Origin of the sequence: uncultured Sphingomonas sp., from assembly GCF_902806265.1 — a bacterium.
Lineage (GTDB): Bacteria > Pseudomonadota > Alphaproteobacteria > Sphingomonadales > Sphingomonadaceae > Sphingomicrobium.
This window is the reverse complement of record NZ_CADCVZ010000051.1, coordinates 1-26,737: the sequence shown is the minus strand read 5'-3', so window position 1 is coordinate 26,737 and position 26,737 is coordinate 1. Positions and strand designations below refer to the sequence as shown.

General features: G+C 68.0%; 24 protein-coding genes and 2 tRNA genes. 10 read left to right on the top strand and 16 right to left on the bottom strand.

Annotated features, from left to right (window positions below):
* Positions 1 to 622: 622 nt before the first annotated feature.
* A tRNA-Cys gene (locus QZX62_RS09930) sits at positions 623 to 696 on the bottom strand.
* Between the two features lie 166 nt (positions 697 to 862).
* On the opposite strand from QZX62_RS09930, the gene QZX62_RS09925 reads away from it, so the two are divergent.
* The 6 genes from QZX62_RS09925 to QZX62_RS09900 all read left to right on the top strand — a co-directional run bounded on the left by QZX62_RS09925 (position 863) and on the right by QZX62_RS09900 (position 9,651).
* A complete protein-coding gene (locus QZX62_RS09925; protein WP_294174107.1) occupies positions 863 to 1,942 on the top strand; it encodes a phosphatase PAP2 family protein in 1,080 nt (359 codons plus the stop codon).
* 156 nt (positions 1,943 to 2,098) lie between these two features.
* Positions 2,099 to 2,677, top strand: coding sequence for a protein-L-isoaspartate O-methyltransferase (locus QZX62_RS09920; RefSeq protein WP_294174104.1), 579 nt, complete (start codon positions 2,099 to 2,101; stop codon positions 2,675 to 2,677).
* An 11-nt stretch (positions 2,678 to 2,688) separates the two neighbouring features.
* Positions 2,689 to 4,143: a TolC family outer membrane protein gene (locus QZX62_RS09915; protein WP_294174102.1), complete on the top strand. Its 1,455-nt coding sequence runs from the start codon at positions 2,689 to 2,691 to the stop codon at positions 4,141 to 4,143.
* Positions 4,144 to 4,159: 16 nt separating this feature from the next.
* Positions 4,160 to 4,597: a DUF2497 domain-containing protein gene (locus QZX62_RS09910; RefSeq protein WP_294174101.1), complete on the top strand. Its 438-nt coding sequence runs from the start codon at positions 4,160 to 4,162 to the stop codon at positions 4,595 to 4,597.
* 133 nt (positions 4,598 to 4,730) lie between these two features.
* Positions 4,731 to 6,791: a S9 family peptidase gene (locus QZX62_RS09905; RefSeq protein ID WP_294174100.1), complete on the top strand. Its 2,061-nt coding sequence runs from the start codon at positions 4,731 to 4,733 to the stop codon at positions 6,789 to 6,791.
* 130 nt (positions 6,792 to 6,921) lie between these two features.
* Positions 6,922 to 9,651, top strand: coding sequence for a valine--tRNA ligase (locus QZX62_RS09900; protein ID WP_294174099.1), 2,730 nt, complete (start codon positions 6,922 to 6,924; stop codon positions 9,649 to 9,651).
* On the opposite strand, the gene QZX62_RS09895 is transcribed toward QZX62_RS09900, so the two are convergent.
* Together QZX62_RS09895 and QZX62_RS09890 are read right to left on the bottom strand one after the other, a co-directional pair.
* Entirely contained in the window at positions 9,625 to 10,002 is a 378-nt protein-coding gene (locus QZX62_RS09895) for a DUF1622 domain-containing protein (RefSeq protein ID WP_294174098.1), read from the bottom strand. The genes QZX62_RS09900 and QZX62_RS09895 overlap by 27 nt on opposite strands.
* Positions 10,002 to 10,904, bottom strand: a complete 903-nt coding sequence (locus QZX62_RS09890) for a diacylglycerol kinase family protein (RefSeq protein WP_294174097.1) — start codon at positions 10,902 to 10,904, stop codon at positions 10,002 to 10,004. Before QZX62_RS09890 ends, QZX62_RS09895 begins: the two co-directional genes overlap by 1 nt.
* A gap of 50 nt (positions 10,905 to 10,954) precedes the next feature.
* Here QZX62_RS09890 and hemB point away from each other — a divergent pair, with 50 nt between their 5' ends.
* Together hemB and QZX62_RS09880 are read left to right on the top strand one after the other, a co-directional pair.
* Positions 10,955 to 11,950, top strand: coding sequence for a porphobilinogen synthase (hemB, locus tag QZX62_RS09885; RefSeq protein ID WP_294174095.1), 996 nt, complete (start codon positions 10,955 to 10,957; stop codon positions 11,948 to 11,950).
* A complete protein-coding gene (locus tag QZX62_RS09880) occupies positions 11,943 to 12,524 on the top strand; it encodes a GNAT family N-acetyltransferase (protein ID WP_294174093.1) in 582 nt (193 codons plus the stop codon). Before hemB ends, QZX62_RS09880 begins: the two co-directional genes overlap by 8 nt.
* On the opposite strand, the gene QZX62_RS09875 is transcribed toward QZX62_RS09880, so the two are convergent.
* Positions 12,521 to 13,015, bottom strand: coding sequence for a hypothetical protein (locus QZX62_RS09875; protein WP_294174090.1), 495 nt, complete (start codon positions 13,013 to 13,015; stop codon positions 12,521 to 12,523). The genes QZX62_RS09880 and QZX62_RS09875 overlap by 4 nt on opposite strands.
* 92 nt (positions 13,016 to 13,107) lie before the next feature.
* Here QZX62_RS09875 and QZX62_RS09870 point away from each other — a divergent pair.
* Positions 13,108 to 13,184 (top strand) — tRNA-Arg (locus QZX62_RS09870).
* A 33-nt stretch (positions 13,185 to 13,217) separates the two neighbouring features.
* On the opposite strand, the gene QZX62_RS09865 is transcribed toward QZX62_RS09870, so the two are convergent.
* From QZX62_RS09865 to QZX62_RS09840, 6 genes are all read right to left on the bottom strand, one after another.
* Complete coding sequence (locus tag QZX62_RS09865) at positions 13,218 to 14,459, bottom strand: ABC transporter permease (protein ID WP_294174089.1); 1,242 nt, start codon at positions 14,457 to 14,459, stop codon at positions 13,218 to 13,220.
* Positions 14,456 to 15,169, bottom strand: coding sequence for an ABC transporter ATP-binding protein (locus QZX62_RS09860; protein WP_294174088.1), 714 nt, complete (start codon positions 15,167 to 15,169; stop codon positions 14,456 to 14,458). Before QZX62_RS09860 ends, QZX62_RS09865 begins: the two co-directional genes overlap by 4 nt.
* A complete protein-coding gene (locus tag QZX62_RS09855; RefSeq protein WP_294174087.1) occupies positions 15,159 to 16,412 on the bottom strand; it encodes an efflux RND transporter periplasmic adaptor subunit in 1,254 nt (417 codons plus the stop codon). Before QZX62_RS09855 ends, QZX62_RS09860 begins: the two co-directional genes overlap by 11 nt.
* Positions 16,413 to 16,515: 103 nt before the next feature.
* The gene (locus QZX62_RS09850; protein ID WP_294174085.1) at positions 16,516 to 18,063 is read right to left on the bottom strand and encodes an oligosaccharide flippase family protein; all 1,548 of its coding nucleotides are present in this window, start codon (positions 18,061 to 18,063) and stop codon (positions 16,516 to 16,518) included.
* Positions 18,064 to 18,209: 146 nt separating this feature from the next.
* Positions 18,210 to 19,061 carry an ATP-grasp fold amidoligase family protein gene (locus tag QZX62_RS09845; RefSeq protein WP_294174083.1) on the bottom strand — a complete coding sequence of 284 codons (852 nt, stop codon included), beginning with the start codon at positions 19,059 to 19,061 and terminating at the stop codon, positions 18,210 to 18,212.
* 50 nt (positions 19,062 to 19,111) lie between these two features.
* Positions 19,112 to 20,464, bottom strand: coding sequence for a sugar-transfer associated ATP-grasp domain-containing protein (locus tag QZX62_RS09840; protein WP_294174081.1), 1,353 nt, complete (start codon positions 20,462 to 20,464; stop codon positions 19,112 to 19,114).
* A 195-nt stretch (positions 20,465 to 20,659) separates the two neighbouring features.
* On the opposite strand from QZX62_RS09840, the gene QZX62_RS09835 reads away from it, so the two are divergent.
* Entirely contained in the window at positions 20,660 to 22,105 is a 1,446-nt protein-coding gene (locus QZX62_RS09835; protein ID WP_294174079.1) for a hypothetical protein, read from the top strand.
* An 11-nt stretch (positions 22,106 to 22,116) separates the two neighbouring features.
* On the opposite strand, the gene QZX62_RS09830 is transcribed toward QZX62_RS09835, so the two are convergent.
* The 6 genes from QZX62_RS09830 to QZX62_RS09805 form a co-directional block, all read right to left on the bottom strand.
* The gene (locus QZX62_RS09830; RefSeq protein ID WP_294174077.1) at positions 22,117 to 22,656 is read right to left on the bottom strand and encodes a response regulator transcription factor; all 540 of its coding nucleotides are present in this window, start codon (positions 22,654 to 22,656) and stop codon (positions 22,117 to 22,119) included.
* A gap of 1 nt (position 22,657) precedes the next feature.
* Positions 22,658 to 23,977 (bottom strand): ATP-binding protein, encoded by a 1,320-nt coding sequence (locus QZX62_RS09825; RefSeq protein WP_294174075.1) that lies wholly within the window; start codon positions 23,975 to 23,977, stop codon positions 22,658 to 22,660.
* The gene (locus QZX62_RS09820) at positions 23,977 to 24,693 is read right to left on the bottom strand and encodes an SURF1 family protein (protein ID WP_294174073.1); all 717 of its coding nucleotides are present in this window, start codon (positions 24,691 to 24,693) and stop codon (positions 23,977 to 23,979) included. Before QZX62_RS09820 ends, QZX62_RS09825 begins: the two co-directional genes overlap by 1 nt.
* On the bottom strand, positions 24,690 to 25,094 hold the full coding sequence (cyoD, locus tag QZX62_RS09815) for a cytochrome o ubiquinol oxidase subunit IV (RefSeq protein WP_294174071.1): 405 nt from the start codon (positions 25,092 to 25,094) through the stop codon (positions 24,690 to 24,692). Before cyoD ends, QZX62_RS09820 begins: the two co-directional genes overlap by 4 nt.
* Positions 25,091 to 25,735, bottom strand: coding sequence for a cytochrome o ubiquinol oxidase subunit III (gene cyoC, locus QZX62_RS09810; protein WP_294174067.1), 645 nt, complete (start codon positions 25,733 to 25,735; stop codon positions 25,091 to 25,093). Before cyoC ends, cyoD begins: the two co-directional genes overlap by 4 nt.
* A 3-nt stretch (positions 25,736 to 25,738) precedes the next feature.
* Positions 25,739 to 26,737 (bottom strand): cbb3-type cytochrome c oxidase subunit I (locus tag QZX62_RS09805; protein ID WP_294174065.1); only part of this gene is annotated, 999 nt, incomplete at its 5' end.

The window sequence follows — 26,737 nt, the reverse complement described above, 5'->3', positions numbered from 1 at the left end:
GGCTGCGGCCACGGCCGTGCCTTTGTAAGTGCGCATTGCGAGCAGCTGTTCTCGATAGGCGTCCCCGCGATCGGCACGGACCCCCATCCCGACAACGGACGAGCCATTCGGGCTTACGAGCATGCCGGCTTCACGATTGTAGATGGCCCGCTGGATACACGCTGGGGCAGAGCTGTCCTTATGGAACGCTGGAGGTGAGCACATGCCGTCACGAGCGTCCGCTTACGGGTGCCGGTGCAACCTTGTTCGACGTCCGCGATGGGCGCTGAGCTGCCGGCTCCTTCGCACGGGCGAACGTCTGCTTCCCACCGGCACTCACCCGAAAGCAGCCGTTCCGCTTCCCACCAAGAGCAGACACTAGGCTAAGCTGAACAAGCGTCTGCCTTCGTGAGCGCAGCGCAGCGCCACCAATGGTGGGGTTCGGCGGACTCTGCCAAAAGTCCGGTTAGGCTTAGAACGGCCCTCTGATCGAGGTCGCGTTTTGAACCGGAGACGATTGGCGAGAGGGCATCTTCATTCGCGTCGAGGTGACCGTCTCTGGGCACGCTTTGCCGGTCAAAAGGCGCGGTTCTGCCCCCAAAACCTGGGACCGCGAGCGGAGACTTAACTCCGCGAATGTGGGTGGAGGCCCGAGCCGGAATCGAACCGGCGTGCAAGGATTTGCAGTCCTCTGCGTAACCACTCCGCCATCGGGCCGGAGCGGCGGATGTGTTCGGGTTGGCCGAGCCTGTCAACCAGGAACGCGCATGCCGCAGTGCCTTTCACCCGCCACTGGCATCGCAGCAACGGAGTTCGGCGCACTTCAACCAATATTAACCCTGTTGCTCCACCCCGGTTGGCGAAGGGCGGGAAAGGGCGGAAATTGAAAGGCTGGTCCTCCGAAGCGCGCTGGCTGATGCCTTTCTTCGCCATCGTCGGCGGCATGTTCGTCTTCGCGGTGGCAGTCGGCGAACGGCAGGCCATGGAGCCGTTCGCGATCATGGGGCGCTACGCTGCCGACATCCTGTTGTTCGCGCCCCCGGTGCTGTTCCTCGCTTTTATCTGCTTCGTCGCCGTGTGCGCGGTCCGCCGCGAGCCGCGGCCGCTGCAGGCGACCGGGCGCGCCCTCCTTGAGCGGTTCGGCTCGCCCGCGTCCGCCGGCGGCACGCTGGGGGTGCTGTTCGCCGTGCCCGTGCTGATGGCTTCGTACGGAGTCCTGAAGATGGCCATGCCGCTCGCCCGACCGTTCGTGTGGGACGACGCGCTGGCCCGCCTCGACCGCATCCTGTTCCTGGGAGTGGACCCGTGGCGGATCACGCACGGGCTGTTCGGCTCGCAACTCCCAACCCGCTTTATCGACGTCGGCTATACTTTGTGGGTGCCCTTGGTTATGGTCGGCGTCCTGGTCGCCACCCTCGCCAAGCCGGAACTGCGCGCCCGCTACTTCCTGACCTTTGCGCAGTCCTGGCTGCTGATCGGGATTGTCGGCGCCTACCTGCTGTCCTCGGCCGGTCCGTGCTTTTCGGCCAACATCGGGGCCGACACTGCGGTCTGGTTCCAGCCGCTGATGGAGCGCCTCCAGGCGCAGAATGATGCAGTGGGGATGGGCGCGGTCAAGTGGCAGGCGGTGCTGTGGGAGTCCCACGTCGTTCAGGGATATGCGTTCGGCCGCGGCATCTCGGCGGCACCGTCGATGCACAACGCCATCTGCATGCTCTACGTGCTCGCGACCGCTCGCGCGGGCCTGACGCTGCGTCTCGCGACCCGGCTGTTTGCGCTGCTGATCCTGGTCGGCTCCGTGCACACCGGCTGGCATTATGCGGTGGACGGGCTGATCGGCTGGGCGATGACCCTGGCCATCTGGCAGTGGACGGGCGCTTACCTCCGCCGCGTGGGCTACGCAGCGCCCACTCTTCGCCGCGCACCAGCGAGCCTTGCGCTGGACGGATCTCTAAGCGTCTGAGGCGCCGCAACGGGGCAAGCTCGTCGACGTGCTTGCCCGGAGGCTCGACCAACGTCGCAGCGACGCACTTGAGGCCGGGCGGGACCGCCGTGTAAGACCGGTTGCAACATCGCTGTGTTATTGTAATAAGACAGCAGCCCTCGCGAAGGATCAGGAATGGAGTTCGAAGCGGCTCGGCGAGCCATGATCGACAGTCAGCTGCGGCCGCAGGCGGTCACCGACTCGTCGGTCGTCGCGGCAATGGCGGTCGTTCCGCGCGAGCAGTTCGTGCCGGACGAGCGCCGCGCCGCCGCTTATATCGATCGGATCGTGGATCTGGGCGGGGGCAGGTTCCTGAACCCGCCGGCGACCCTGGGCCGCTTGCTGACCGAGCTTGCGCCCCGCGGGGGCGAGCGCGCGCTGGTGATCGGCACCGCGCCCGCCTATGCCGCGGCCGTGCTGCGGGAGATGGGGCTTGAAGTTCGCGAGTGCGAAGACGGCGACCTCACCGCCGGCGATCCCGCGGGCGCGCCCTACGACCTGATCCTGATCGACGGGGCGGTCGAGTTCCTGCCCGAGTCGCTCACCGGGCAGCTGGGGGAGCGCGGCCGGCTGGGCGCCTGCATGCTGGAGCGCGGAGTTCAGCGGTTGGTCATCGGCCGCAAGGCAGGCGGCGCCTTCGGGATCAACTTCATCGCGGACGGGTCTGCCGCACTGCTGCCGGGCTTCCAGCGCCCGCGGGTTTTCACCTTCTAGGGAGTTTTCGAGTGAAGCATCTGCTTGCCACAGCGGCGCTGGGCGCCCTGGTGTTGGCCGCGCCCGCGTCCGCCGACACGCTGCGCGAAGCCCTGGTTTCGACCTACCGAAGCAACCCCACGGTGAACGCCCAGCGCGAGGTGCTGCGCGGCACGGACGCCGGAGTGGCGATCGCGCGTGCTCAGGGCCGGCCCCAGGTCGGGGCATCGGTCGGCGTCAACCGCGACCTGACCCGCTCGGGCGTGCTCAACACGGGCGCGGGCAAGGGACCCAACATCAACGGCGGCCTCGACCTGTCGGTGCCGCTGTTCCAGGGCGGGCGGGTCCGTAACTCGATCCGCGCGGCCGAGACCCGGGTCGAGGCCGGGCGGGCGCTGCTCCGGGCGGTTGAAGGCGACATTTTCGCGGAAGCGACCGCCGCCTACATGGACGTGATCCGCGACCGCGCGATCGTTGACCTCAATCAGAGCCAGGTGAGGGTGCTCACCACCAACCTCGAAGCGACCCGCGACCGGTTCGAGATCGGCGACGTGACCCGCACGGACGTGGCCCAGTCGGAAGCCCGCCTCAGCCTCGCCCGCTCCAACCTGGCGACCGCGCAGGCCCGGCTCGCTGGGAGCGAGGAGAATTACCGCCGGGTGATCGGCCGCCGTCCGGACGCGCTGGCGCCGCCGCCGCCGTTACCGCCGCTGCCGACCACGGCCGAGGAAGCGGTGCGGATCGCGCTGGTCGAGAACCCTGACATCATCGCCACGGTGCGGCAGGCCCAGGCGGCCGGGCTCGACGTGCGGGTCGTCCGGGCGGACCGGCTGCCGACCGTTTCGGGCGTTGCGTCGGGCACCTATGTCAATTCACTCGGGGGGGATGCGTCCGATCCGTTCACCGGGCGATCGCTGCCGCGCGCGGGCACGGAGACTCAGGTCGGGGTGAACACCAGCATTCCGCTCTACCAAGGCGGCCTGCCCGCGGCGCGCATCCGCCAGGCTCAGGCCCAGGAAGCTCAGCTGCTGGAGCAGACGGTCGGAACCGAGCGGGCGGTGGTCGCCAACACCCGCGCGTCCTTCGCTAGTTATGAGGCGTCGCAGCGCGCCATCCAATCCAACCAGGTGGCCGTATCCGCCAATGAGCTGGCGCTGGAAGGCGCCCGCGCCGAGCGCAGCGTGGGCACGCGCACGGTGCTGGAAGTGCTCAACGCCGAGCAGGAGCTGCTGAATAGCCAGGTGCAGCTCGTGAGCGCTCGCCGCGATGCCTATGTCGCGGGCTTTCAGCTGCTGAACGCCATGGGCCAGGCCGAGGCGGACGACCTCGGGCTGGAAGGCGGCGCGCTGTACGATCCCACCGGCAACTACCGCCGAGTCAACCGCGGCTGGAACGATTGGGCGGGCGAGCGGCGCCGGCAGCCGACCTCCACGCGCACCGTGACCGGGACCGAACAGCCGGCAGGGGTGGCAGGGCCGCCGCGTTAAGGCTAGCACCCTGTCCATGGCAGACCGGCATGAGCCCTCGATGGAAGACATCCTCGCCTCCATCAAAAAGGTGATCGCGGAGGAAAAGCAGCTGCGCGCGGCCATCCCGCGGTCGACTCCGGACCACGTCGAAGAGGATGAGCAAACGCCTCCTTACGGCGATGAGGTGCTGGAGCTTGACCAGCCGATCGTCGAGGAGATGAACTTGCCGGAGGTGGACCTCGGTCCGCCGCTGGTGTCGCCGGACGCGGCGGAGGTCAGCAGGAGCCGGCTCGAGCAGCTCCAGCAGGTCGCCGCCATCGCTCCACCGCAACCGGAGGTCAGCCCATTGGAGGCCATGGTCCGCGAGATGCTCCGGCCGGTGCTCAAGGATTGGCTCGACCAGCACCTGCCGGCCATCGTCGACGAACATGTGAAGCGCGAAATCAGCCGGATCACCGGGCAGCGGTTCTGACTTCCGTCACCCCGGTGGACGCCGGGGCCCGGCGGCCTGAGGTCATCGGACGGACGGCTGGGCTCCGCGTCCGCCGCGGTGCCTCCGGCGCGGTGGCTTGCGGTTCATCGCGCCCCTGCTACCTCACGCACCCATGAAGAAGCACGCTTTCCTTGCCGCCGCGGCGTTCGCCGCATTCGCCCTGCCGACCGCCGCCGCCGCGCGGCCGATGACCGCAACCGACATGCACACCATGCGCCGTCTGGGCGCGGCGGAGGTCTCGCCAGACGGGCGCACCGCGGTCTTCTCCCTGTCCACCACCGACCTTCCGGCGAACAAGCGCAACAACACCCTCACCATGCTCGATCTCACTCGCCGCGGCGCGACCCTGCAGCCGGTGCCGGGAGTCGAAGGAGGCCATTCGGCAACCTGGGGTCCGGACGGAGCGCTCTACTTCCTCAAGGCGGTGGGCGAGCGCGACCAGCTCCACCGCATGCCGCTGGGTGGGCAAGCGGTCGCGATCAGCGACTTCGGCGCCGACATCTCAGGCTTTAAGATCGCGCCGACGGGCGACCGGGTGATCGTCTGGGCCGACCGCCCGGACTGCCCCGACCTGCCCTGCGCCGCGACCACCCTGCCGGCCAAGCCGGGCGGCACCGGCCAGGTCTTCGACGAGCTGTTCGTGCGCCACTGGGATACCTGGGTGGAGCCGGGGGTCCGCTCGCGCATCTACAGCTTCCCGGTTGAAAATGATCGGCTGACCGGTATGGGCGTGCGGGTCACCGGCAACCTCGTCGGCGACACGCCGTCCAAGCCGTTCGGCGGCGGCGAGGAAATCGCCTTCTCCCGCGACGGCCGGACCGTCTACTTCGCCCTGCGCGAGGCTGGGCGAGTCGAGGCGACCTCGACCAACCTCGACATCTTTGCGGCGCCTGCGGACGGCAGCGCGCCGCCGACCAACCTCACCGACCCGAACGACGGGACCGACACGCTGCCGACCGTGTCGCCCGACGGCCGCACGCTGGCCTATGTCGCCATGGCGCGGCCGGGCTACGAGTCCGACCGGCAGGTGCTGATGCTGCGCGATCTCGCCTCCGGGCAGGTGCGGCCGCTGACGGGAGGGTGGGACCGTTCGGTCGGCTCCATCGCCTGGGCGCCGGACGCCCGCAGCATCGTAGTCGATGCGCAGGACACGCTCGACAACCCGCTGTTCCGCGTAGACGTGGGGAGTGGCCGCGTCACCCGCCTGACCGGCGACGGCACCGCGCACAACGCCCGGGTGCTGCGCGACGGGTCGGTGCTCTACACGCTCAACACGGTGCACAAGCCTGATGACCTCCATCGGGTCGACCGCCGCGGCCGCGCCAGCCAGCTCACGGCCGTCAACCGCGAGCTGCTGGCCGAGCTCGACCCGGTCAGCTTCGAGCGGTTCAGCTTCGCCGGCGCCAACAACGACCGAGTTTGGGGGATCAAGGTCAAGCCGCAGAACGCCCGCGGCAAGCTGCCGATCGCCTTCGTGGTCCACGGCGGGCCGCAGGGCAGCAGCGGCAACGGCTGGTCGTACCGCTGGAACCCGCGCGTCTTCGCCTCGCCCGGCTATGGCGTGGTCAGCGTCGATTTCCACGGCTCCACGGGGTACGGCCAAGCCTTCACCGACAGCATCACACGCGACTGGGGCGGCAAGCCGCTGCAGGACCTGAAGCTCGGCCTCGCCCACGCCGTCGCCACCGACCCGCAGCTCGACCGCAGCCGCGCCTGCGCGCTGGGTGCATCCTACGGCGGCTACATGGCCTACTGGATCGCCGGGCAGTGGCCGGACGGCTTCAACTGCCTGGTCAGCCACAACGGTGTGTTCGACACCCGGTCGATGGGTTTCATGACCGAGGAGCTGTGGTTCACCGAGCAGGAGTTCGGCGGAACGCCTTACGACGTGCCGCAGGAATATGAGCGCTGGAACCCGCTGCTGCATGTCAGCAAGTGGAAGACGCCGATGCTGGTGGTGATCGGCGACCGCGACTACCGCATCCCCTATCCGCAGGGCATCGCCGCCTTCACCGCTCTCCAGCGCCGGGGCGTGCCCTCGCGTCTGCTCCGCTTCCCCGACGAAAACCATTGGGTGCTGAAGCCCAAGAACTCAATCCAGTGGTACGGCGAGGTGCAGGGGTGGCTTGATAAGTACACGGGGAGTGCGGGCACCGTGTCGGGCCAGCAGTAATCGTCACCCTGAACTCGTTTCAGGGTCCATTCCTCCGCGACAGCTAAGCTTTGGAGTCGGGATGGATGCTGAAACAAGTTCAGCATGACGGTTGTGCGTATTGGCACCCATCCGCTAACCGCCGCCGCATATGACCGACCTCCCCAAGACCTTCGAGCCCGGCCCGATCGAAGCCCGCTGGTACGCGCATTGGGAGAGCCAGGGCCTGTTCCGCCCCGAGCGCGCCGAGGGCGAGCCGTTCACCATCGTCATGCCGCCGCCCAACGTTACCGGCGCGCTGCACATCGGTCATGCGCTCGATAACACGTTGCAGGACATTCTCACCCGCCGGGCGCGGATGCAGGGCAAGGACGCGCTATGGGTGGTGGGCACCGACCATGCGGGCATCGCCACCCAGATGGTGGTGGAGCGGCAGCTGGCGGAGAAGCAGCAGAAGCGCACCGACTTCACCCGCGATGAGTTTGTGCAGAAGGTATGGGAGTGGAAAGGGGAGAGTGGCGGCCAGATCACCCGCCAGCTTCGCCGCCTCGGCGCCTCGTGCGATTGGGCGGGCGAGCGCTTCACCATGGACGAAGGCTTCAGCCGCGCGGTCACCCATGTGTTCGTCGAGCTGCACCGCCGCGGGCTGCTCTACCGCGACAAACGGCTGGTCAACTGGGATCCCAAGTTCGGCACGGCCATCTCGGACCTGGAGGTCGAGACCAACGAGGTGGCGGGCAAGTTCTGGACGCTGCGCTACCCGCTGGCGGACGGCTCCGGCCACGTCGAGGTCGCGACCACGCGGCCCGAGACGATGCTGGCCGACATGGGCGTTGCGGTGCACCCGGAGGACGAGCGCTACCGCGGCCTGGTCGGCAAGCACGTCAGGCTGCCGATCACCGGCCGGCTGATCCCGATCATCACCGACGAGCATGCCGACCCGGAGCTCGGAAGCGGTGCGGTTAAGATCACGCCGGGGCACGACTTCAACGACTATGAGGTGGGCAGGCGGGCAGGAATCAAGGCCGCCGACATGCTCAACATGCTCGATGCGCGGGCGCATGTGGTGCAGACCGCGGACGGCCTGATCCCCGAGGAACTGCTCGGCCGAGAGCGCTTCGATGCGCGCAACCGAGTGGTCCAGCTGCTGCACGACGAAGGCGCGCTGGTGAAGGTCGAGGACCGCACCATCGCAACGCCCTTCGGCGACCGCTCGGGCGTGGTGATCGAACCCTGGCTGACCGACCAATGGTATGTCGACGCCGCCAAGCTGGTCGGCCCGGTGCTGGAGGCCACCCGTTCGGGCGCGATCAAGATCCTGCCGGAAAGCTGGTCCAAGACTTGGTTCAATTGGCTGGAGGGCATTCAGCCCTGGTGCGTCAGTCGACAGCTTTGGTGGGGGCACCGGATACCGGCTTGGACCGCAGCGAGTGTCGAACCTAGCGACCTTCGCATCTACGTTGCTGAGGACGAGGTCGCAGCAGCCAAGCAGGCTGAGAAGGATGCTGCTGGGCGCAAAATCATGTTCGAAGACAACTACGAGGACGCAGTCGCTCATTACGACATGTTTGACGCTGACAAATACGTGCTTGTTCGTGACCCGGACGTCCTCGATACCTGGTTCTCCTCAGCGCTGTGGCCGTTCGCCACGCTCGGCTGGCCCGAGCAGACGCCCGATCTCGCCCGCCATTACCCCAACGACGTGCTCATCTCTGGCTTTGACATCCTGTTCTTCTGGGATGCGCGGATGGCAATGCAGGGGCTGGAGTTCATGGGGGAGGTGCCGTGGCGCACGCTCTACCTCCACGGTCTGGTCCGCGACGCGCAGGGCCAGAAGATGTCGAAGTCCAAGGGCAACACCGTCGACCCGCTCGGCCTGATCGACCGCTACGGCGCCGACGCGCTGCGCTTCACCCTGGCGGCGATGGAAAGCCAAGGCCGCGACATCAAGCTCGATGAAAAGCGGGTCGAGGGCTACCGCAACTTTGCGACCAAGCTATGGAACGCGGCGCGCTTCCTCAAGGGCAACGGCGTCGGCGCGAGCACCTCGATCGAAGCGCCTGCGGCCACGCTCCCGGTCAACCGCTGGATCATCGGCGAGGTCGTCGAGACCCTCGCCAAGCTCAACCGTGCCTTTGACGAACTCCGCTTCGACGGCATGGCGGACGCCATATACCATTTCACCTGGGGCACTTTCTGCGACTGGTATGTGGAGCTGGTGAAGGGCAGCTTCGACGAGGAGACCAAGATCGTTGCAGCCTGGGCATTCGACCAAATCCTGGTCATGCTCCACCCGTTCATGCCCTTCGTCACCGAGGAGCTGTGGCACGCGATGGCCGACCCCGCTCACCCGCGACCTTACGACCTCATCGTCGCGCGCTGGCCGGAGCCGAACGCAAGCGCGGACGGCACTGCCCGGATTGAGGTCGGCGGCTTGGTGGACGTCATCGCTCAAGCTCGGGCGCTGCGTGCCGAGCTCAACATCCCCTGGACTGCCAAGCTAACGCCGCACCTGATCGGTGCGAGTGATGAGGTACTGCAATCCCTTGCTACGAATGCGGCGACCCTCGACCGCATGGCCAAGCTTGCGCCGCCCGTGGCGGCCGAGAGCGCGCCGGCCAGCTCCGTGCAAATCTCCGCAGCAGGCGTCACCATCGCCTTCCCACTCGGTGATGCCATCGACCTCGACGCCGAAGGCGCTCGCCTCGCCAAGGCAATCGCCGCCGCCGAGAAGGAGCGCGACAGCCTGGCCGCGCGCCTCGCCAACCCGAGCTTTACCGGGCGCGCCAAGCCGGAAGCGGTGGAGAAAGCCCGCGCCGACCACGCCGCTCGTGCGGCAGAAGCGGAGCGACTGTCAGCCGCCTTGGGAAGGCTCGGCTGAACGGACTCGCGCCCGGTCGATCTCCTTCTGCAGGAAGTAGTTGAGCACCGTCCTCAGCGTCGCGACCGCGGCCAGCTTCCCGATCTCGTCCCAGCTCGGCGCCACCGCGGTGCGCAGGATGTCGGCCGCCAGCAGGAACTCCAGCGCCACAGCCAGCCAGCGGCCGAGCCGCAGCCGCACCTCCTCCTTCTCCATCAGGTGATGGGTGGCCGAGCCGCGCCACTGCGCCGGTAGGAACAGGACCACCGAGCGAACGATGGCTTCGAGCACCGCGAAGGCGATGACCAGTCCGGCCGCGCCCTCGGCGAGGCTCGACAGGAACAGCGTGCCGGTCTTCAGATACTCTTCCATCAGGCAACCGTGTCCTGCGGCGCGGCTACCCACACCGCGGCCCGCGCAACCGACGCAGTGACCGGAGTCTTCGCGCTCAGCTCCCCATCGATCGAGATCTTCTGCCGCGGCCGGGTCACGATCTCCAGCCGCCGGCCGCGGTAGTCGGTCGTCGTCTGCTCGCGCGCCCGCAGCTTGAACAGCGTCGTGAACCAGCTCCATGCCAAGCCGACGACGCTGCGGCCGGTGACCGCCTGCACGATGATCTCCCCGCTCTGCACGCTGGCGTCGTCGCTGAGCTCGATGCCCCCATGGAAGCGGCCGTTGAAGACGCGCACTTCGGTGGCCCAGGCCTTGTGCAGCCGCTGCCCGTCATGGACATGGAGGCGGAACGGCCGGAACTTAAAGGCGACCCGCAGCGCCCAAAGCATGTAGCCGAACATGCCGAGGTAGCGCTTGAGCTTGTGCGGTACCGTTTCGGCGATCAGCGGGCTGAGGCCCATGGCCGCGGCATTGGCAAAATAGTCGCCGTCGATCGCGCCCAGGTCGATCCGCAGCTTGCGGCCGTTCGCGATGGTGTCGATCGCGGCCGCCATGTCCGTCCCGATTCCGAGCGTCCGCGCGAAGCTGTTGGCGGTGCCCAGCGGCAGCAACGCGAACACCGTGTCGGTGCCCAGGAAGTCGTCAATGGTCGTCGAGAGCGATCCATCGCCGCCGCCCACGATGATCATCGGTGCCTTGTCCGCCAGCGCCCGCTGCACCGTCGGCCGCATATCGTCCGGCTCGGTCACTGCGTATGCGCCGAGCAGCTCGATCCCGTGGTCCGCCAGCAGCTGGCACACCTCTTCGAACGCCGCCTCGCCGCGCCGGCTCATCGCGTTGACCACCAGCACAGCCTGTTTCGGAAGCGAATCGGTTGGCATGCCTGCACAATGCTTGGGAGCCGCCTTCTTTCCCGCTACAGGCGCCGGCGATGACCTACGCCAGCTTTCCCGCCACCCGCATGCGCCGCGGCCGCTCCACGGCTTGGATGCGGGCGATGCTGGCAGAGCACCGGCTGCACCCGAGCGACCTCATCCTCCCACTGTTCGTCTGTGCGGGCCGGGGATGTGAGGAACCGATCCCGGCGCTGCCGGGGCTCAGCCGCTGGACGGTCGACCGCATCGGCGGGCAGGCCCGGGAAGCGGCGGCGCTCGGCATCCCCTGTGTTGCCTTGTTCCCCAACACCCCCGCCGACCTGCGCACGGAGGACGGGCGCGAGGCGCTCTACCGCGACAACCTCATCTGCCAGGCGGTAAGAGCGGTGAAGGACGCCTGCCCGGAAATTGGCGTGCTGACCGACGTGGCGCTCGACCCCTATACGGCGCACGGGCACGACGGGCTGGTCGACGAGCGCGGCTGCGTCCGCAACGACGAGACCACCGCCGTGCTGGTCGAGCAGGCGCTGCTGCAGGCCGAGGCGGGGGCGGACATCGTCGCGCCCTCAGACATGATGGACGGCCGGGTCGGCGCGATCCGGGCGGCGCTGGAGCGGGGAGGGCGCTGCGACACCGCGATCATGGCCTATGCCGCGAAGTACGCCTCCGCCTTTTACGGCCCGTTCCGCGACGCGGTCGGCTCGCGCGGCCTGCTGAAGGGCGACAAGCGCAGCTACCAGATGGATCCTGCGAACGGCGCCGAAGCGCTGCGCGAGGTGGCGCTGGACGTGGCCGAGGGCGCGGACATGGTGATGGTCAAGCCGGGCCTGCCGTACCTCGACATCGTCGCCGCGGTCCGGCGCGAGTTCCGGCTGCCGGTGTTCGCCTATCAGGTGAGCGGCGAATATGCGATGATCGAGCATGCCGCCGCAGCCGGCGCGGGCGAGCGGGATGCGCTGATCCTGGAAACGCTGCTGGCCTTCAAGCGGGCCGGCGCAACCGGCGTGCTCAGCTACCACGCGCTCGACGCGGCGAGGCTGATCGGTGGCTGAGGTCGTCGCCGAAACGGAGCGCCTCCGGCTGCGCACCTGGCGCGACGACGACCGGGAGGAGTTCAGCCGCCACCTCAACACGCCAGCGGTGATGCGTTGGCTCGGCGGCGTGCAGGACGAAGCCGCCTGCACGGCCGCGTTCGACCGCTGGGATGCGCTCCAGCGCGACCATGGCCACACCTTCTGGATCGTCGAGCGCAAGTTGGGTGGGGCGCTGCTCGGCTTTTGCGGCCTCAAGCGCGTCAACTCGCCGGGCGGCGAGGACCTCCACGGCGAGTTCGAGGTCGGCTGGCGCCTGCGCGAGGATGCCTGGGGGCAGGGCTATGCCAAGGAAGCCGCGATCGCCTCGCTCGACCTTGCCTTCGATCGCTTCCGGGCGCCGCACGTGGTGGCCCTGACCGTTCCCGGGAACACCGACAGCCAGGGACTAATGCGCCGCCTCGGCATGGTCCGCCGCGACGATCTCGATTTCGTGGGGCAGTTCGTCCCTGGCTACGGTTCCGCTGAGCTCACGATCGTCCATCGCATCGATGCCGAGGGGTGGCCAGCCGCGCGGGCGGCGGCGCTGGCCTAGCCGCCCAGTCTCCGCTGCACGGCTGCGACCCGTGCCGCCTGCCGCGCATCGATCGCCCCGACCGCCGCCGCAGCATCCCGCACCGCCTGCTGGTCGGCGAGCCCGAGCTGCCGGCCGCCGACCACCCGCGCGGTTGCCAACGCATCGATGTCGGCCAGCGCGCGGGTCACGGGATAGCGCTCCGCCACCGCCGCCGAGAGCGCCTGCTGCGCCGCAACCCAGCTGTCGCTCTGGCGAGGTCCGGCAGCCGCCGCGAGCTGTTCTGCGCGGGCGATCGCGACCTCGAAACGGCCGGAGGCGGTGTGCGCAGCGGACACCAGCGGGGCGAGTTCCGCGGCCAGTGCCGGGTCGGCCGGCGTCGCGGCGCTCGTGTCCGCCACCGGCAGCCGCGGGTCGATGCCCTCTGACGCGCGGGGGGCGAGCGAGGGCGCGTCCCTCACGCTGGAACAGGAGGCGGCGGCGAACACCAGCAGCGGCAGAATGGCTCTCACCAAGTCGGTCTAGGCACTGTCCCGCGGCCGCGCAATCGCGCGCCCAAGGGCTTGCGCCAGGTACCGCATCCCCCTAAGTGCCGCGACGGCACGCGCCCGTAGCTCAGCTGGATAGAGCATCAGACTACGAATCTGAGGGTCGGACGTTCGAATCGTTCCGGGCGCGCCACTCCTACAACGCTGACGGTTGCCAACTGGTAACCTACTCGCTGCGGAGTGCCTCGATCGGGCTCAGGCGGCTGGCGCGGACGGCGGGGTAGCCGCCAAAGGCGAGCCCGATCAGCGCGCTGAACAGGATGCTGCCGACCGCCACCGGCAGGCCGACGGGCGCGGGGAACTCGGCCGCGCGCTCGAAGATGCGCGCGGCGACCACCGCCAGGATGAGACCGAGCATCCCGCCGATGGTGCACAGCACCGCGGCCTCGACCAGGAACTGATTGCGAATGTCACGGCGGCGGGCGCCAAGCGCCATGCGCAGGCCGATCTCGCGCGTTCGTTCCGTGACGCTCACCAGCATGATGTTCATGATGCCGATCCCGCCGACCAGCAGCGAGATGGAGGCGATCGCCACCAGCACCGCCTGGAAGACGCCGGTCACGGTCGCAGACTGCTCCTGGAACTCCTCGGTGGTCCGCACCGTGAAGGGCTGCACGTCGCCTCGCCCCACGCTATAGCGGTCGCGCAGCAGGCGCACGAGGTCCGCCTTGGCGTCCTCGAGGGCGACCGCGGGATCGAACCCGACGAACAGCATGGCAAGGTCGTCGGGACCCTTGAGGTCGGTGGCGAAGCGTTGGCGCGCGGTGCTGATAGGCACCAGCGCGACGTCGTCATTGTCGGTGCCAAGGCTGGAGCCCTTGGCCGCGAGTACCCCAACGACCCGGAACGGGACCTTGTCGACGCGTATGCTTTGTCCCACCGGGTCGAGATCGCCGAACAGCTTGGTCGCGACCGTCGGCCCCAGGACGATGACCCGCGCCGCCGCCTGCACGTCGGCCGAGGTGACCATGCGCCCCAGCTCCACGTCGGTGTTGGTGACGGTGCCGTAGCCGTCGGTCACGCCGATGCCGCCTGTGCTGATCCGCCGCGCCGGGATGGACAGCTGGATGGAGGCGCGCAGCTGAGGGGCGATCGCGGTCACGCCCGGGACCGAGCGCTCGATCGCTCGGGCATCGCGCTCCGTCAGCTTGCCCGTGTCGCGGCTGGGACCGCCGTTCTCGGTATCGGGCTGGGGAAACACGAGGGCCATGTTGGAGCCGAGCTGGGCAATGGTGTTCTCGACCGACACCTGGGCACCGCTGCCGACCGCGGTCGCCAGGATCACCGCCAGCACACCGATCATCACCCCCAGCGCCGTCAGGATCGAACGCATGAGGTTGGTGCGTAGCGCCGTGAGCGCGATGCCCACGTTGACCAGCCCGCCGGACAGGGTGCGGCGCAGGCTCATGCCGCCCGGCGCCGGTCGTTCACCGGCTGGTCCTCGACCACCCGGCCGTCGCGAAAGAGGATGCGGCGGGCAGCATATTGGGCGATATCCGGCTCGTGGGTCACCAGGACGACCGTGATGCCGTCGTCGTTGAGCTGCCCGAACAGCTTCATGATCTCTTCGGAAGTCGCGGTGTCGAGCGCTCCCGTCGGCTCGTCGGCCAGCAGCATCAGCGGTTCGGTGACCAGCGCCCGGGCGATCGCCACCCGCTGCTGCTGCCCGCCGGACAGCTTGGCCGGGGTGTGGTCCATCCGGTCCCCCAACCCCATTGCCCCGAGCTTAGCGGCCGCCCGGGCCCGCCGCTCGGCTGCCGGGAGGCCGGCGTAGATGAGCGGGGTCGCGACATTGTCCACGGCACTCGTTCGGGCGAGCAGGTTGAACTGCTGAAAGACGAAGCCGATCTTGCGATTGCGGATAGCGGCCAGCGCGTCGGAGGACAGGCTGGCAAGGTCGGTGCCGTCGAGCAGCAACTGCCCGCGGGTCGGCAGGTCCAGCGCCCCGATCATGTTCATGAAGGTCGACTTGCCCGACCCGCTCGCCCCCATGATCGCGACGAACTCGCCCCGGCGGACGCTCAGCGAAACTCCCGCGACCGCTCGCACCGTTTCGCCGCCCAGGCTGTACTCCTTTTCGAGCCCGCGGGTCTCGAGCAGCGGCGGGTCAGTCGCCATTGCCCGGGTCGCCTTCGTCATCCACCTCGCGGCTGGGAGCGGAAGACTTGGCGCGCACCAGCACCCGCTCGCCGGCGCGAAGCCCGTTTGTGACCTCCACGAAGTCCTCGCCCTGCAGGCCGACCCGCACATTCCGCCGCGCAGGCTTATAGGGGTCGGCGGTCGGGACGAACACCGTCTTGCCGCCTTGCGGTGCCGATCCTCCCGGACGGTCGCCGGGCTTGGGGCGGAAGCGCAGCGCAGTGGTCGGCACTCGAACCGCGTTCGCGACCCGGCCGGTAACGACCTCCACGTTGGCCGTCATGCCCGGCAGCAGCTTGCCGCCGCGGTTATCGACGTCGAGGATGACGAGGTAGCTGACCAGGTTCGCGTTTTCGACCGCCGCCTGGCGGATCTGCCGCACGACCGCCTTGAAGCGCTCGTTGGGGTAGGCGTCGACGGTGAAGCTGACGTCCTGCCCGACCCGCACCTGGCCGATGTCGGATTCGTCGACCGACGCCTCGACCTGCATCCGGGTCGTGTCGGCGGCGATCTCGAACAGGTTGGGGGTCTGGAAGCTCGCCGCGACGGTGGTGCCGGGTTCCACCAGCTTGTTGATGATCACTCCCGACGCGGGTGCGATGATCCTGGTTCGCGACAGGTCGAGCAGCGCGGACGAAAGTTCCGCGTTGGCCTGCGCGATCTGCGCCCGGGCGCTGGCGATCTGCGCCGCGCTGGTCCGCCGTCCGGCCTGCGCGTTCGCCAGCGTTCCCTCCGCCACGTCCAGGGTGGAGCGCGACAGGTAGCCGCTGTCCGCCAGCCGTTCACGCCTGGCATATTCGCGCTGCTGGATACCGATGTCGGTTGACGCCTTGGCGGCAGCGGCGTTGGCCTGCGCCAGTGCGGCCTGTGCGGTGGCGACCTGCGCGCGCACCTGCTGCACCCGTGCGCGCAGCCGGGTCGGGTCGATCTCGGCCAACACCTGCCCGGCCCTGACGGGTGAGTTGAAGTCGACGTAAACGCGGGTGATCTGGCCGGACACCTCCGCGCCCACCTTGATGGTGTTCAGCGCCCGCAGCTTGCCGCTGGCCGTGACCTTGCGCTCGACCGCACCGCGGGTCGCCGGGTCGGTCACGTAGCTGTAGTCGTAAGTGGTCGGCTTGACCGATTGGTAGACCACAAAGGCCAGCGCCAGCAGGATCACTGCCGACCAGAACTTGTGTCGTTTGACCCAGGCACCCAGCGCCTTGAACCGCTCCCCCATAAGCGAGACTTAACAACAAGTTCCGGACCCGACCAGAGCCTACGGCGCCAAATTCGTCGGGCTCATCCGGGTGAAGGAGGCGATCCGCCGGATAGCCCCAAACTTACCTCGCCGCCCTTCGCTTCGCGAGGGCGTTTCGCAGGTGCACGACCGCCCGCGCTTCGGTCGCGAAGCCTAGCATGCCCACCACCGCCAGGTAGGTCGCAAACAGCACTGGCGGCATGATCAGCAGCCGCAACAGGGAGGACAGGTCGAGGTCGATCAGCGCATCGGCGCCAAGCATGGCCGCTCCCCCAGCGACTGGCAGCAAGAGAACCTGGAGCGGCTGCAGCAACGACACCCGCGATCGCGCCGCTGCGACCCATGCCAGAGCAAGCAGCGACAGCCACGCCATGCCGGCCATGAACCACGCCACGATCGTCGCTCCGAAGGGTGCCACGAAGGGCAGGGCGGCGACGGTGATCACCGCCGTCCCGACGATCACTGCCGTGCGCGATCGGTCCGCGCCGGCAGCCATCAGATAGTTGACGACCACCAACGCTATCCCGCCGCCCAGTGCTGCATAGGACAGGGCCGCCAGGATGGCGCTTGAAGGGAGCCAGGCCGCACTCAGCAGAACGGCGATCACATCCTCGCTGAGCACCGCCAGCCCGACGAACAGCGGCGTGATGATCAGCGCAAAGATCTCCAGGGAGTCGAGATGGATCTGGTACGCGCGCGGGCTCTGGTTGCGTTCCGCGAAGGAGGTCAGAATCACCCCCTGCACCGAGTTGATGACGATGAGGTTCGCGGCCAGGATCAACCGCTTGGCGGCGCTGTATAGGCCGCCCGCGGCGGCGCCGAGGGAGGAGGTCACGAAGAACACGTCGGTTTGCGTCCCCGCGAACCCGACGACATTGGTGAAAACGTAGTGCTTGACCCCAAGCAGGTTCCGCAGGCTGCCACCCACCGCCAGCCGGAAGTGCGGCCGCCATCGGCTGAACAGGAACAGCAGAATGAAGGACGCTACGGAAGTAACGATCTGCTGGGCGACCAGGCTCCACACCCCGTACCCCGTCAGGGCCATGGTCACGCCCGTCGCTCCACCCAATATGGCCGCGGCCGACGACCGGATCGCCAGTAGCCGGAACTCGTAACGCTTGGCGTACCAGACCTCATGCGTACGCGACAGGCCCATGCTCACCAGCATGCCCGCCATCACGTAGAGGATGACGGCCAGTTCAGGCAGGCCGGCCAACATCGCCAGCGGCTTGGCCAGTGCCAAGATGAACAGCGTGCCAACGATTCCGAGCACCACCGTATACGAGAAGCAATCGTCATAGTCCTGCTCGCCGGGATTGTTCATGGTCATCAACCTGATGGCCAGCGGCTCCACCAGAATGCGCTTCGTTAGCTCGACCAGCAGCGTGGCCACCGCGACGAGACCAAAGGCTTCCGGACTGATGAACCTGGCGGTGACCAGAAAGGCGAGCAAGGAGATCGCCTGCGCGGTGAAGGCGTTGCCAACGGACCAAAGGGCGGCCGTGCCCACCACCCGTGGCCTGGCAGGTTGACCGGCGTTGCCCGCGACCGGATCGGGGATTCCAGCGTCTACGCTGTCGGCTTGCGTGCGGCGCGAGCCCTTGAATAGCCGTTGACCGAAGCTTCTCACGCAAACATCCCGATGAAGGCGATCTTGGCGCCAAGCTTGCCGGAAGCTCCGATGGAGCAAGCATGGGGCCAAGTGCGCCATAACGGCCAAGCGCAGCGCGCGACAAGGCCGGCCCCGTGAAAAGCGTGGTTAACGCCGTCCTTGTTTTATGCTTCCAGCAGTTCGCCGCGCGCACGCACTTCGGGCGATTCCGCCGCCGCTGGCCAAAGCTCACCCAGGCGCAGGTCATATTCCGGCGGGTAGAAGGGATCGCAGCCCGCGCCGGGCGTAAAGGTCATCTCGCCGAACAACGGTCCGTCCGGCAGATCGTAGAAGTCGACCCGGACGAAGTCGAAACCCGCGCCGAGGCGCTCCGCCAGTTCGATCATCAGCCGCAAGTGCGGCGGCCGGGGCAGCTCGTCGGTTTCCCGCTCGAATCGCAGCCTGAACGGTTGCAGCTCCCACAACGGGCTGAAGAAGGTCCGCCGATGATCGGTGAAGCGGCGGCTGTCGACCTGGACGAAATGGACCCGCCCATTGAAGACGAGTAATTTATAGTCGTTCAGCGGCCCGTTTCCGATCAGCGGTTCCACCAGTAGCTGCCGCGGGATGCGGTCGTACCAATGTTCGTGAAGATAGGGCTGCCACGGCTTGACCATCCAGTCGGCCGACAGCGCCTCCATTTCCGCCCAATCCAGCTCGGCAGCGTCCCGCACGAAGTGGTTCAAGCCGGACCCGTGGTTGGCCTTGAGCACGAAGGGGATCGGCCAGGTGCGTTCGGCTCTCGGCGGGAGGGTGGGGCCCGACCACAGGGTCGGGATGAGATACTGCTCGCCGATCAGCTTCGCGACATGCGCCTTTACCGCGAGCTTGTCCGCGAGGCGGGCGTAGAGCTCCTCGTTCGGGACGCGGAGCTTGCGCGCCTGGAGGCGCTCGCTGAAGGTCCGCGGCCGACGGAAGTGAGGGTTGTAGCCCATAGCGCGAACGAACTGGACCCGCAGGGCCCAGCGCGCCGGCATTACGCCAAGTGCATGCAGGTATAGATCGCGTGCGCTGTCTTTCAGCCTGCTCACCCTTGCCGCTCCGGAATTTGGGTTGTGCCCGCCAATTCTGCGTGCGTCATCAGCAGCTTGGGCCATGCCGTTGCGCCCAGCGGTTCGCCGTGGGCCATCTGCACTACCTCCACGCACCAGCCGGGGTTGGCCTCGATCAGCTTGGGGCCCTCCGTCGTGAGCGCCACGTCCCAGCCGACGGTCGCCACTTTGGGAAAGGACCGGTGTGCCCTTAGGCTCAGCGCCAACACTTCGCTCCAGGAGGGCACAGTTTCGCTGGCGATCCGCTCGCCGGAGTTCGGATGTAGTTCGAGGTCGGGCTTGCGCGGGTCCTTGTAGACCGCGGCACCAAGCCGGCCTGTTTTGAGATCGATCGGGCTGGCGAGTCCTCCGGCCGCGAAATTGTCGACGCTGCTGCTTCCGGTCGGCATTCGCAGAACCGCGGTGATGAGCTGCGGCTCCCCATCTGCCGCCCGCGCGGTGACCACCCGCACGGTGCACAGCGAACCGTTGGTGAAGCGCTCCATGGCCGGGTGGTTCTTGAGTTCACGCTGGATGATGTAAGGCCGGGGTTGGCGATCCTCCCGCTCCAGCTCGTACCCGAGCTTGGGAATGTACGACCGTGCCCGCTTCCACCATGGGTCCCTGACGCCCGACTGCGACATCTGCCGGATGTGCTCGAACAGCTCCGCTGCGGTCAGCAACAGGCCTTCGCGCCGGTAGCGCCCGGACTGCCGATCGTAGCGCCAGCGCTGGACGCCGCGCCCGCACAGCAGGTTGGTCGACTTGATGAACAGGTCCTCCGCCGGCAGTCCCGTCCCTGTCCCGGCGCGCTCGACCACCTCGCCGTCCTTAAAGTAGGCGACCGTCTCCACGTGCGGCAGGCCGAGCCGGGTGCAGGCGGCGGCGAACTCCAGCTTGTCGTCCAGCACCGCCACGTCGTCGGCGTCGTTGAGATCGCGCATCACGAACAGACCCGTCTGCTCGTGCACAAACCGACTGGCAATCGGGCGGCGATCCGGGCGGTACAGCTTGAACTTGTAATAGCCCGCCGGCCAGCATCGCTCCCGGGTGCAGGTCCGCCAGCCGTCCTTGAACAACCCCCAGACCGACAGGCCGGCTTCGCCGCGTACGTGCGGGGCATTCTTGAGCGTCTGCTTGGTCAGGGCCAGCAGCAGCCGCCAGCGCGGGATGTGGGCGGTACCGGATCGCGCCGTCCGCTCATCGGCGTAGCGCCGCATGGCTGCCTCGGCCTCACCAACGACCTGAGGTCCGCTAACCTCCGCTCGTGCCGGATCGCCGAGGACGAGGCTCGTGCCCCGCGCTCCGTCGCTGGTGCGCTGGCCCACTTCCATTGTGTGGTTCATCATGCTGCCGATTCCTCGATCGACCTGTTGTAGCTCAAAACAGCCGAGGGCCGCGAACGATGCGAATGCTCGCTTCAAAGTCGCGGACACGGCTGGAGGATAGGGCGTCCACCTCCCGCGTTATGCTGCCAGGGGCGGAGTTGCAGGAGCTGATACCTCTTGATCTGGAACACCGATCTTGTTGCATCCCTGCCACCAATGGCGTGGCTCGCGGAGTGCGCGGCAGGCGGCGTCACCTTCTATCACGGAGAAGCGGTGGAGGCGGGTCCCGGCTTCGTCTTCGAGGGTGCGTGGGCGGGGGCCTTCGCCCAGCAGGATCTCGCATCGGCCGCGACCGTGGTGGGATCGGGCGCTGCGCTGAGCGGTGATGGGGTGCTGTTCATCCCGCCCTCGCACACGCTTGAAGGGCTATACCACCACGCTGGCGACGGCTGCTTCACCATCTCCAACTCGCTGGTCTTTGTGCTTGAGCGGCTGGGAGCGACGCCCGCCTACGATCCGCACTGCGGCCGGCGCTTCGCGTCCGCGGTCCTCGGCATCGAGGACTATGCACGGCCACTGATCTCTACCGACCGCGGACCCGTCGAGCGGCTGCTGCACGGCAATCTGTTGTTGCGGCCGGATGGCCGGACGGAGCAGCTGCGCAAGCCGACGCTCGGCCCATGTCCCACCTTCCAGGCTTATCGCGACAGCTTGCGCAGCGAGCTCGCGGCAATCTTCTTGAACGCTGCCGATGCCGCCCGCCGGCGCCGCTATCGCCCAGTCAGCACCTGTTCCTCCGGCTATGACTCCACCGCCTGCCTGGTGCTCGCCCGCGAGCTGGGGTGCGACCGGGCGGTGACGCTGACCACCGCGCGGGGCGGGGTGGACGATAGCGGCGCGGAGATCGCCGCGCTGCTCGGCGTGGAGCTGCAGCCGTTCGAGCGCATCGCTCGCGCCACGCCGGAGCAGATGGCCGAGTTCGTTGCCACCGGCATGGGCGGGGAGGACGTCATCTACTCCGCCTTCGATTCGGCGGTCGCAGGATCGGTGCTGCTGACCGGCTTCCATGGCGACAAGATCTGGTCGCGCGACGCGAAGCCGAACGTGGTGCTGGGGCGCGGCGACATCAGTGGGTCGAGCATGGGGGAGTTCCGGCTCCGCACCGGCTTCATTCACCTGCCCGTGCCGTTCATCGGCGCGCTTCGGCACGCGGAGATCGCGGCGATAAGCAACGGCGCGGAGATGGCGCCCTGGGCGGTCGGCGGCGGCTACGACCGGCCGATCCCTCGACGCATCGCCGAGGAAGCCGGCGTTCCGCGAAGCGCTTTCGGCATGACCAAGAAGGCGGCCAGCATGCTGCTCTTTCGCGACGATGAGGCGCAGCCGAACACAAGGGGCAACCCCGGCCACTTCCTAGCCGATCTCCCGCTCGCTAGGCGCGCCGCGCTCCGACTGCGGGAGCGGCTGTTCGAACCGCGCCTCAGCACCGCGTACCGGCTCGACCGGGCGCCCCTCCGCCCGCTGGCGCACCGCCTGCGGGACCTCCTGGCGGCCGACCCCCGCCTGTTCGAGCATGATCGGCCAACGGCTTCGCTCGAGTTCCGCTCCGCAGTGGCCGCGATCCGACCGCGCTACTCGGCCGTTGGTACCCGCCGAACGTAGGCCGGACGTGCCTACCTGACTGGCCGCTTCTCCAGCTTCCGGGCGAGCGTCCGCCGGTGCATTCCCAGCCGCCGCGCCGTCTCCGAGATGTTGAAGCCGGTGTCCGCCAGCGTTTCGTTGATGTGCTCCCATTCCAACGTCTTGATGGAGGTCGGCTGGTTGGTGATCGGAACGGCTTCGTCGCCCTCGGCCCGGCCGAACGCCGCCTCTATGTCGTCGGTGTTGGACGGCTTGGGCAGATAGTGCGACGCCCCCAGCTTGATCGCTTCCACCGCCGTGCCGATGCTGGCATAGCCGGTCAGGACCACGATCCGCATCGCCGGGTTGAGTTCGTGCAGGGTGCGCACGCACGGCAGGCCGGAGCCGGTGCCCAGCTTTAGGTCCACCACCGCATAGTCGGGGCGCTCGCCCTCGAGCAGGCGGTCGAGTTCCTCCGGACTGGCGGCGACCTGCGCGCGGTAGCCGCGCCGCTCGAACGAGCGGCACAGGGTCCGCGCGAAAGTGGCGTCGTCTTCCACGATCACCAAGTGCTTGGGCTCAGCCGGCTCCACCTCAGCTCTCCCCGTACGTCCGCGACGATGCGAGCGGCAGCAGGAGTCGCACGATCGCGCCTCCTCCCGGACGATTGGTCGCTTCAAGCGTTCCGCCCAGCCGCCGAGCGACGTTGCTCGCGAGAAATAAGCCGAGGCCGTGGCCAGCGCCCTTGCTCGACTGATACAGCTGCCCGACCTTCGCCAGCTGCGCTTCCGAGAAGCCCGGTCCCGCATCCAAGACCGCGATCGTCAGCCGGTCGCCGGCGACTTCCGCCGACAGGGCGATCCCGTCCATTGAGGCGTCCGCCGCATTCTCCAACAGGCTCCAGATCGCCTGCCGCAAGGCGGGCTCGGCCGCCACGGTAGCGCCGTCGAGCCGCTCGCTCCGATAGTCGAGAGGGATCGCCCCGTGGGACGAGCGCCACGCGTCCACGATCTCGTCCAGCAAGGCTTCCACCCGCACCGACGCCATGGCTTCGCCGCGCGCCTGGCCAGCGGAATGGAGGATGTTGGACACGATCTCCTTGCAGCGCACGAGCTCTCCTTGCGCGTCGGCCAGCTCCTCGGCGAGCTGCGGATTGCCGGCAAAGGCCAGGTCGCGCTGCCAGTCGGCGACGAGCACGGACAGGGAGGAGAGGGGAGTGCCAAGCTCGTGCGCGGCGCCGCTGGCGAACAGGCCCATGCGGACTATGCCGTCCTCCTCCGCCGCGCGCTGGCCGAGCTCCGCGACATAGGCGTCACGGGCGCGAAGGTTGCGGCTGATGCGGGTGATAAACAGCACCAGCAGGGTGGCGACCATGGCGAAGCTGACCCACTGGCCGATCAGCGACAGGTCCGCGGGATAGTCCCAGAAGGTCGGGGGGAAGCGCAGGGGCAGGTGATGGTCGGCCAGGAAGGCGTAGGCGGCGACGGTCACCGCCACCAGCAGCCACACCATCCATGGGCTGAGCAGGATCGCGCCCAGCACCACCTGCAGCAAGTAGAGTGAGACGAACGGGTTGGTCGCCCCGCCGCTCAGGTACAGCTGCGTGGTCAGCGCCGTCATGTCGAGCAGAAGCGCCAGCAGCAGCTCGCCCGGCACGATCCAGTGGCGGCGCAGCGTCGCGGTGAACAGCAGGTTGGCCAGCGCCAGCAGCGCGACCACGCCCAGCATGGGACCGAGTGGCAGGGGGACGCTCAGCCCGAAATGCGCCAGCAGGATGGCCACCAGCTGGCCCGCCACCGCCAGCCAGCGCAGCTGGATCAGCTGCCGCATGTTCTCCGCCGAGGCCTCGTTGGGCGGGCGGCCGGGCAGCCCGCCGGACGGCGGGCGCGTCAGGGCGAGGAGCGGGGCGTCCATCAGCCGGGCTTGTGCGCCGGTTTCAGCAGCAGGAACAGGCCGACGACCGACAGGGCAGCCAGCCCGAACCAGGTCAGCGCGTAGATGAGGTGCGTGTTACGGAAGCTGATCACCGTCAGCCCGCCCACCGGATAGCCGCCCGGGTTGGCCTTAGCGTCCGCGTCGATGAAGAAGGGCGCAACCTGCCCCAGGTCGCGGGCGCGGGCGATCGCCTGAACGTCGCGCGAGTACCAGCGGTTCTCGGCGGGTCGGTTGGCGCGAAGGACGCGGCCGTTGGGCTCGGTGACGCGCAGCAGCCCGGTCACCGTCACCTCGCCTAGGGGCTGCGCCGCAGCACGGGTCTTCGGGGCCCGGCGGTCCGGCGGCACGAAGCCGCGGTTGACCAGGATCGTGCCCTGCAGCGTGCGCAACGGCGTGAGCACCCACGCGCCCGCGCCCCGCTCGGTCAGTGCGTCCACCAGCGTCTCGCGGTCGTGCAGGAACTCGCCCATTGCCCGCACTCGCCGGTACTCGGCTTTGCGCGGATCAAGGCTGCCCCACGCGCCACGCGGCGGTACCGGCTGCGGCGGCGCAATCACCCGGGCGTCCACCCGCTCGATCAGGTCGAGCTTCCACGCGCGCCGCTCGAGCTGCCATACGCCTAGCGCGGTGAACAGCAGCGCCAAGACCAGGCAGAGCGCAGGCAGGAACCAGCGCCTGACCCCGCCGGCGCTCACGGCGTGTTGCTGACCTCGCCCGTCATCATGCCCGGCATCATGTTGGTGTTGAGGTGGTACATGATCCACAACGACCCCAGGATGGTGATCAGCACGATAACGCCGGTGAACACATAGGCGATCAGCGTCCAGCCGCCCTCCGCCTGCGTGTTGACGTGGAGGAAGCAGACGGTGTGCACCAGGATCTGCACCACTGCCAGCACGATCACGGTCGCGGCAGTCACGCCGGGGCTGAACGACCCGGTCATGACCATCCAGAACGGAATGGCGGTCAGCACCGCCGACAGGCCGAAGCCAATGAGGTAGCTGCGCTTGCTGCCGTGGCCGTGCGTGTCGCCATGTTCGTGCAGCGCGGCGTCGTGCGCCTCGCCCTGGTGAACGGTGGCGTTCGTCGAACTCATCGCAGCATCCCAAGCAGGTAGACGAAGGTAAAGACGCCGATCCAGATGACGTCCAGGAAATGCCAGAACATCGACAGGCACAGCAGGCTGCGCTTGTTGTCGAGGTGCAGGCCGCGCTGCTGCAGCTGCACCAGCATGACCAGGATCCAGACGATCCCGACCGTGACGTGCAGCCCGTGCGTGGCGACCAGGGTGAAGAAGCCCGACAGGAAGCCGCTGCGCTGCGGCGTCGCCCCTTCCGCGATCAGGTGGCTGAACTCGTAGAGCTCGACGCCCACGAAGGCGACGCCGAACAGCCCGGTGACCAGCAGCCACAGCTGCGTGCCGCGCAGCGCGCCGCGTTCCATCGCCAGCATGGCGAAGCCGTAGGTGATCGACGACACCAGCAGAATGGCGGTGTTGAGCGCCACCAGCGGCAGGTCGAACAGCTCCCGCGGGGTCGGCCCGCCGGCGTAGCTGGTGCTGAGCACGCCATAGGTCGCGAATAGCGCGGCGAAAAGCAGCGCGTCGCTCATCAGGTAGATCCAGAAGCCCAGGATGGTCGGGCTTCCGTGACCGTGGCCGTGGTCATCCTGTGCCAGGTGCCAGGTCGGGCTCGCCGCCGCTTCCGCTTGGGCCTGCCGGTCGAGCGCGTCCGCCATCGCTCAGGCCCCTACCGGCTGGGCCGCCCCGGGCGCAGCGCCCGAGGGCGTGGGTGCCGGGGTGAAGCTATTCCGTCGCGCCTCGAACCGCTCCACCTCCTCGGCCGGGATGTGATAGTCCCGGTTGTAGTTAAAGGTGTGCCCGATCGCGACCGCCAGCAGCCCGCCGAAGGCCAGCGCCGCCAGCCACCACATGTACCATACCATGGCGAAGCCCAGCACCGTCGACAGCCCCGCCAGGATCACCCCGACGCCCGTGTTCTTGGGCATGTGGATCGGCCGGAAGCCGCCCTTGGGATGCCGGTAGGCGCGGCTCTTCATGTCGTACCAGGCATCAAGGTCGTGCACGACCGGGGTGAAGGCGAAGTTGTACGGCGGCGGGGGCGAGGTGGTCGCCCACTCCAGCGTACGGCCGTCCCACGGATCGCCGGTGGTGTCCTTCAGCTGCTCGCGGTTGCGAATGCTCACCACCAGCCCGATCAGGAAGCCGATGATTCCGATGAGAATGATGCCCGCGCCGATCGCCGCGATGACGAAGAAGGGCTGCAGCGTGGGGTCGTCGAACTGCCGCATGCGGCGGGTCGTGCCCATCAGCCCGACGATGTAGATCGGCGTCCAGGCGACCCAATAGCCGATCACCCAGCCCCAGAAATGAACCAGGCCCCACTTCTTGTCGAGCTTGAAGCCAAACGCCTTGGGGAACCAGTACTCAATGCCCGCAAACAAGCCGAACAGCACGCCGCCGATGATCACGTTATGGAAGTGCGCCACCAGGAACAGCGAATTGTGCAGCACGAAGTCGGCCGGCGGCACCGCCAGCAGCACGCCCGTCATCCCGCCGACCGTGAAGGTCAGGATGAAGGCGACCACCCACATCATCGGCAGCTCGTAGCGAATCGAGCCGCGGTACATGGTGAACAGCCAGTTGAAAATCTTCGCTCCTGTCGGGATGGAGATCACCATGGTGGCGATGCCAAAGAAGCTGTTGACGCTGGCGCCGGA

Coding starts and splice junctions, on each gene's coding strand:
- QZX62_RS09905 (WP_294174100.1), top strand. CDS start 4,731: ATGAAGAAGCACGCTTTCCTTGCCGCCGCGGCGTTCGCCGCATTCGCC.
- QZX62_RS09860 (WP_294174088.1), bottom strand. CDS start 15,169: ATGGCGACTGACCCGCCGCTGCTCGAGACCCGCGGGCTCGAAAAGGAG.
- cyoD (WP_294174071.1), bottom strand. CDS start 25,094: ATGAGTTCGACGAACGCCACCGTTCACCAGGGCGAGGCGCACGACGCC.
- QZX62_RS09910 (WP_294174101.1), top strand. CDS start 4,160: ATGGCAGACCGGCATGAGCCCTCGATGGAAGACATCCTCGCCTCCATC.
- QZX62_RS09890 (WP_294174097.1), bottom strand. CDS start 10,904: ATGCCAACCGATTCGCTTCCGAAACAGGCTGTGCTGGTGGTCAACGCG.
- QZX62_RS09920 (WP_294174104.1), top strand. CDS start 2,099: ATGGAGTTCGAAGCGGCTCGGCGAGCCATGATCGACAGTCAGCTGCGG.
- QZX62_RS09840 (WP_294174081.1), bottom strand. CDS start 20,464: ATGATGAACCACACAATGGAAGTGGGCCAGCGCACCAGCGACGGAGCG.
- hemB (WP_294174095.1), top strand. CDS start 10,955: ATGACCTACGCCAGCTTTCCCGCCACCCGCATGCGCCGCGGCCGCTCC.
- QZX62_RS09845 (WP_294174083.1), bottom strand. CDS start 19,061: ATGCCGGCGCGCTGGGCCCTGCGGGTCCAGTTCGTTCGCGCTATGGGC.
- QZX62_RS09835 (WP_294174079.1), top strand. CDS start 20,660: ATGGCGTGGCTCGCGGAGTGCGCGGCAGGCGGCGTCACCTTCTATCAC.
- QZX62_RS09865 (WP_294174089.1), bottom strand. CDS start 14,459: ATGAGCCTGCGCCGCACCCTGTCCGGCGGGCTGGTCAACGTGGGCATC.
- QZX62_RS09825 (WP_294174075.1), bottom strand. CDS start 23,977: ATGGACGCCCCGCTCCTCGCCCTGACGCGCCCGCCGTCCGGCGGGCTG.
- cyoC (WP_294174067.1), bottom strand. CDS start 25,735: ATGGCGGACGCGCTCGACCGGCAGGCCCAAGCGGAAGCGGCGGCGAGC.
- QZX62_RS09900 (WP_294174099.1), top strand. CDS start 6,922: ATGACCGACCTCCCCAAGACCTTCGAGCCCGGCCCGATCGAAGCCCGC.
- QZX62_RS09895 (WP_294174098.1), bottom strand. CDS start 10,002: ATGGAAGAGTATCTGAAGACCGGCACGCTGTTCCTGTCGAGCCTCGCC.
- QZX62_RS09855 (WP_294174087.1), bottom strand. CDS start 16,412: ATGGGGGAGCGGTTCAAGGCGCTGGGTGCCTGGGTCAAACGACACAAG.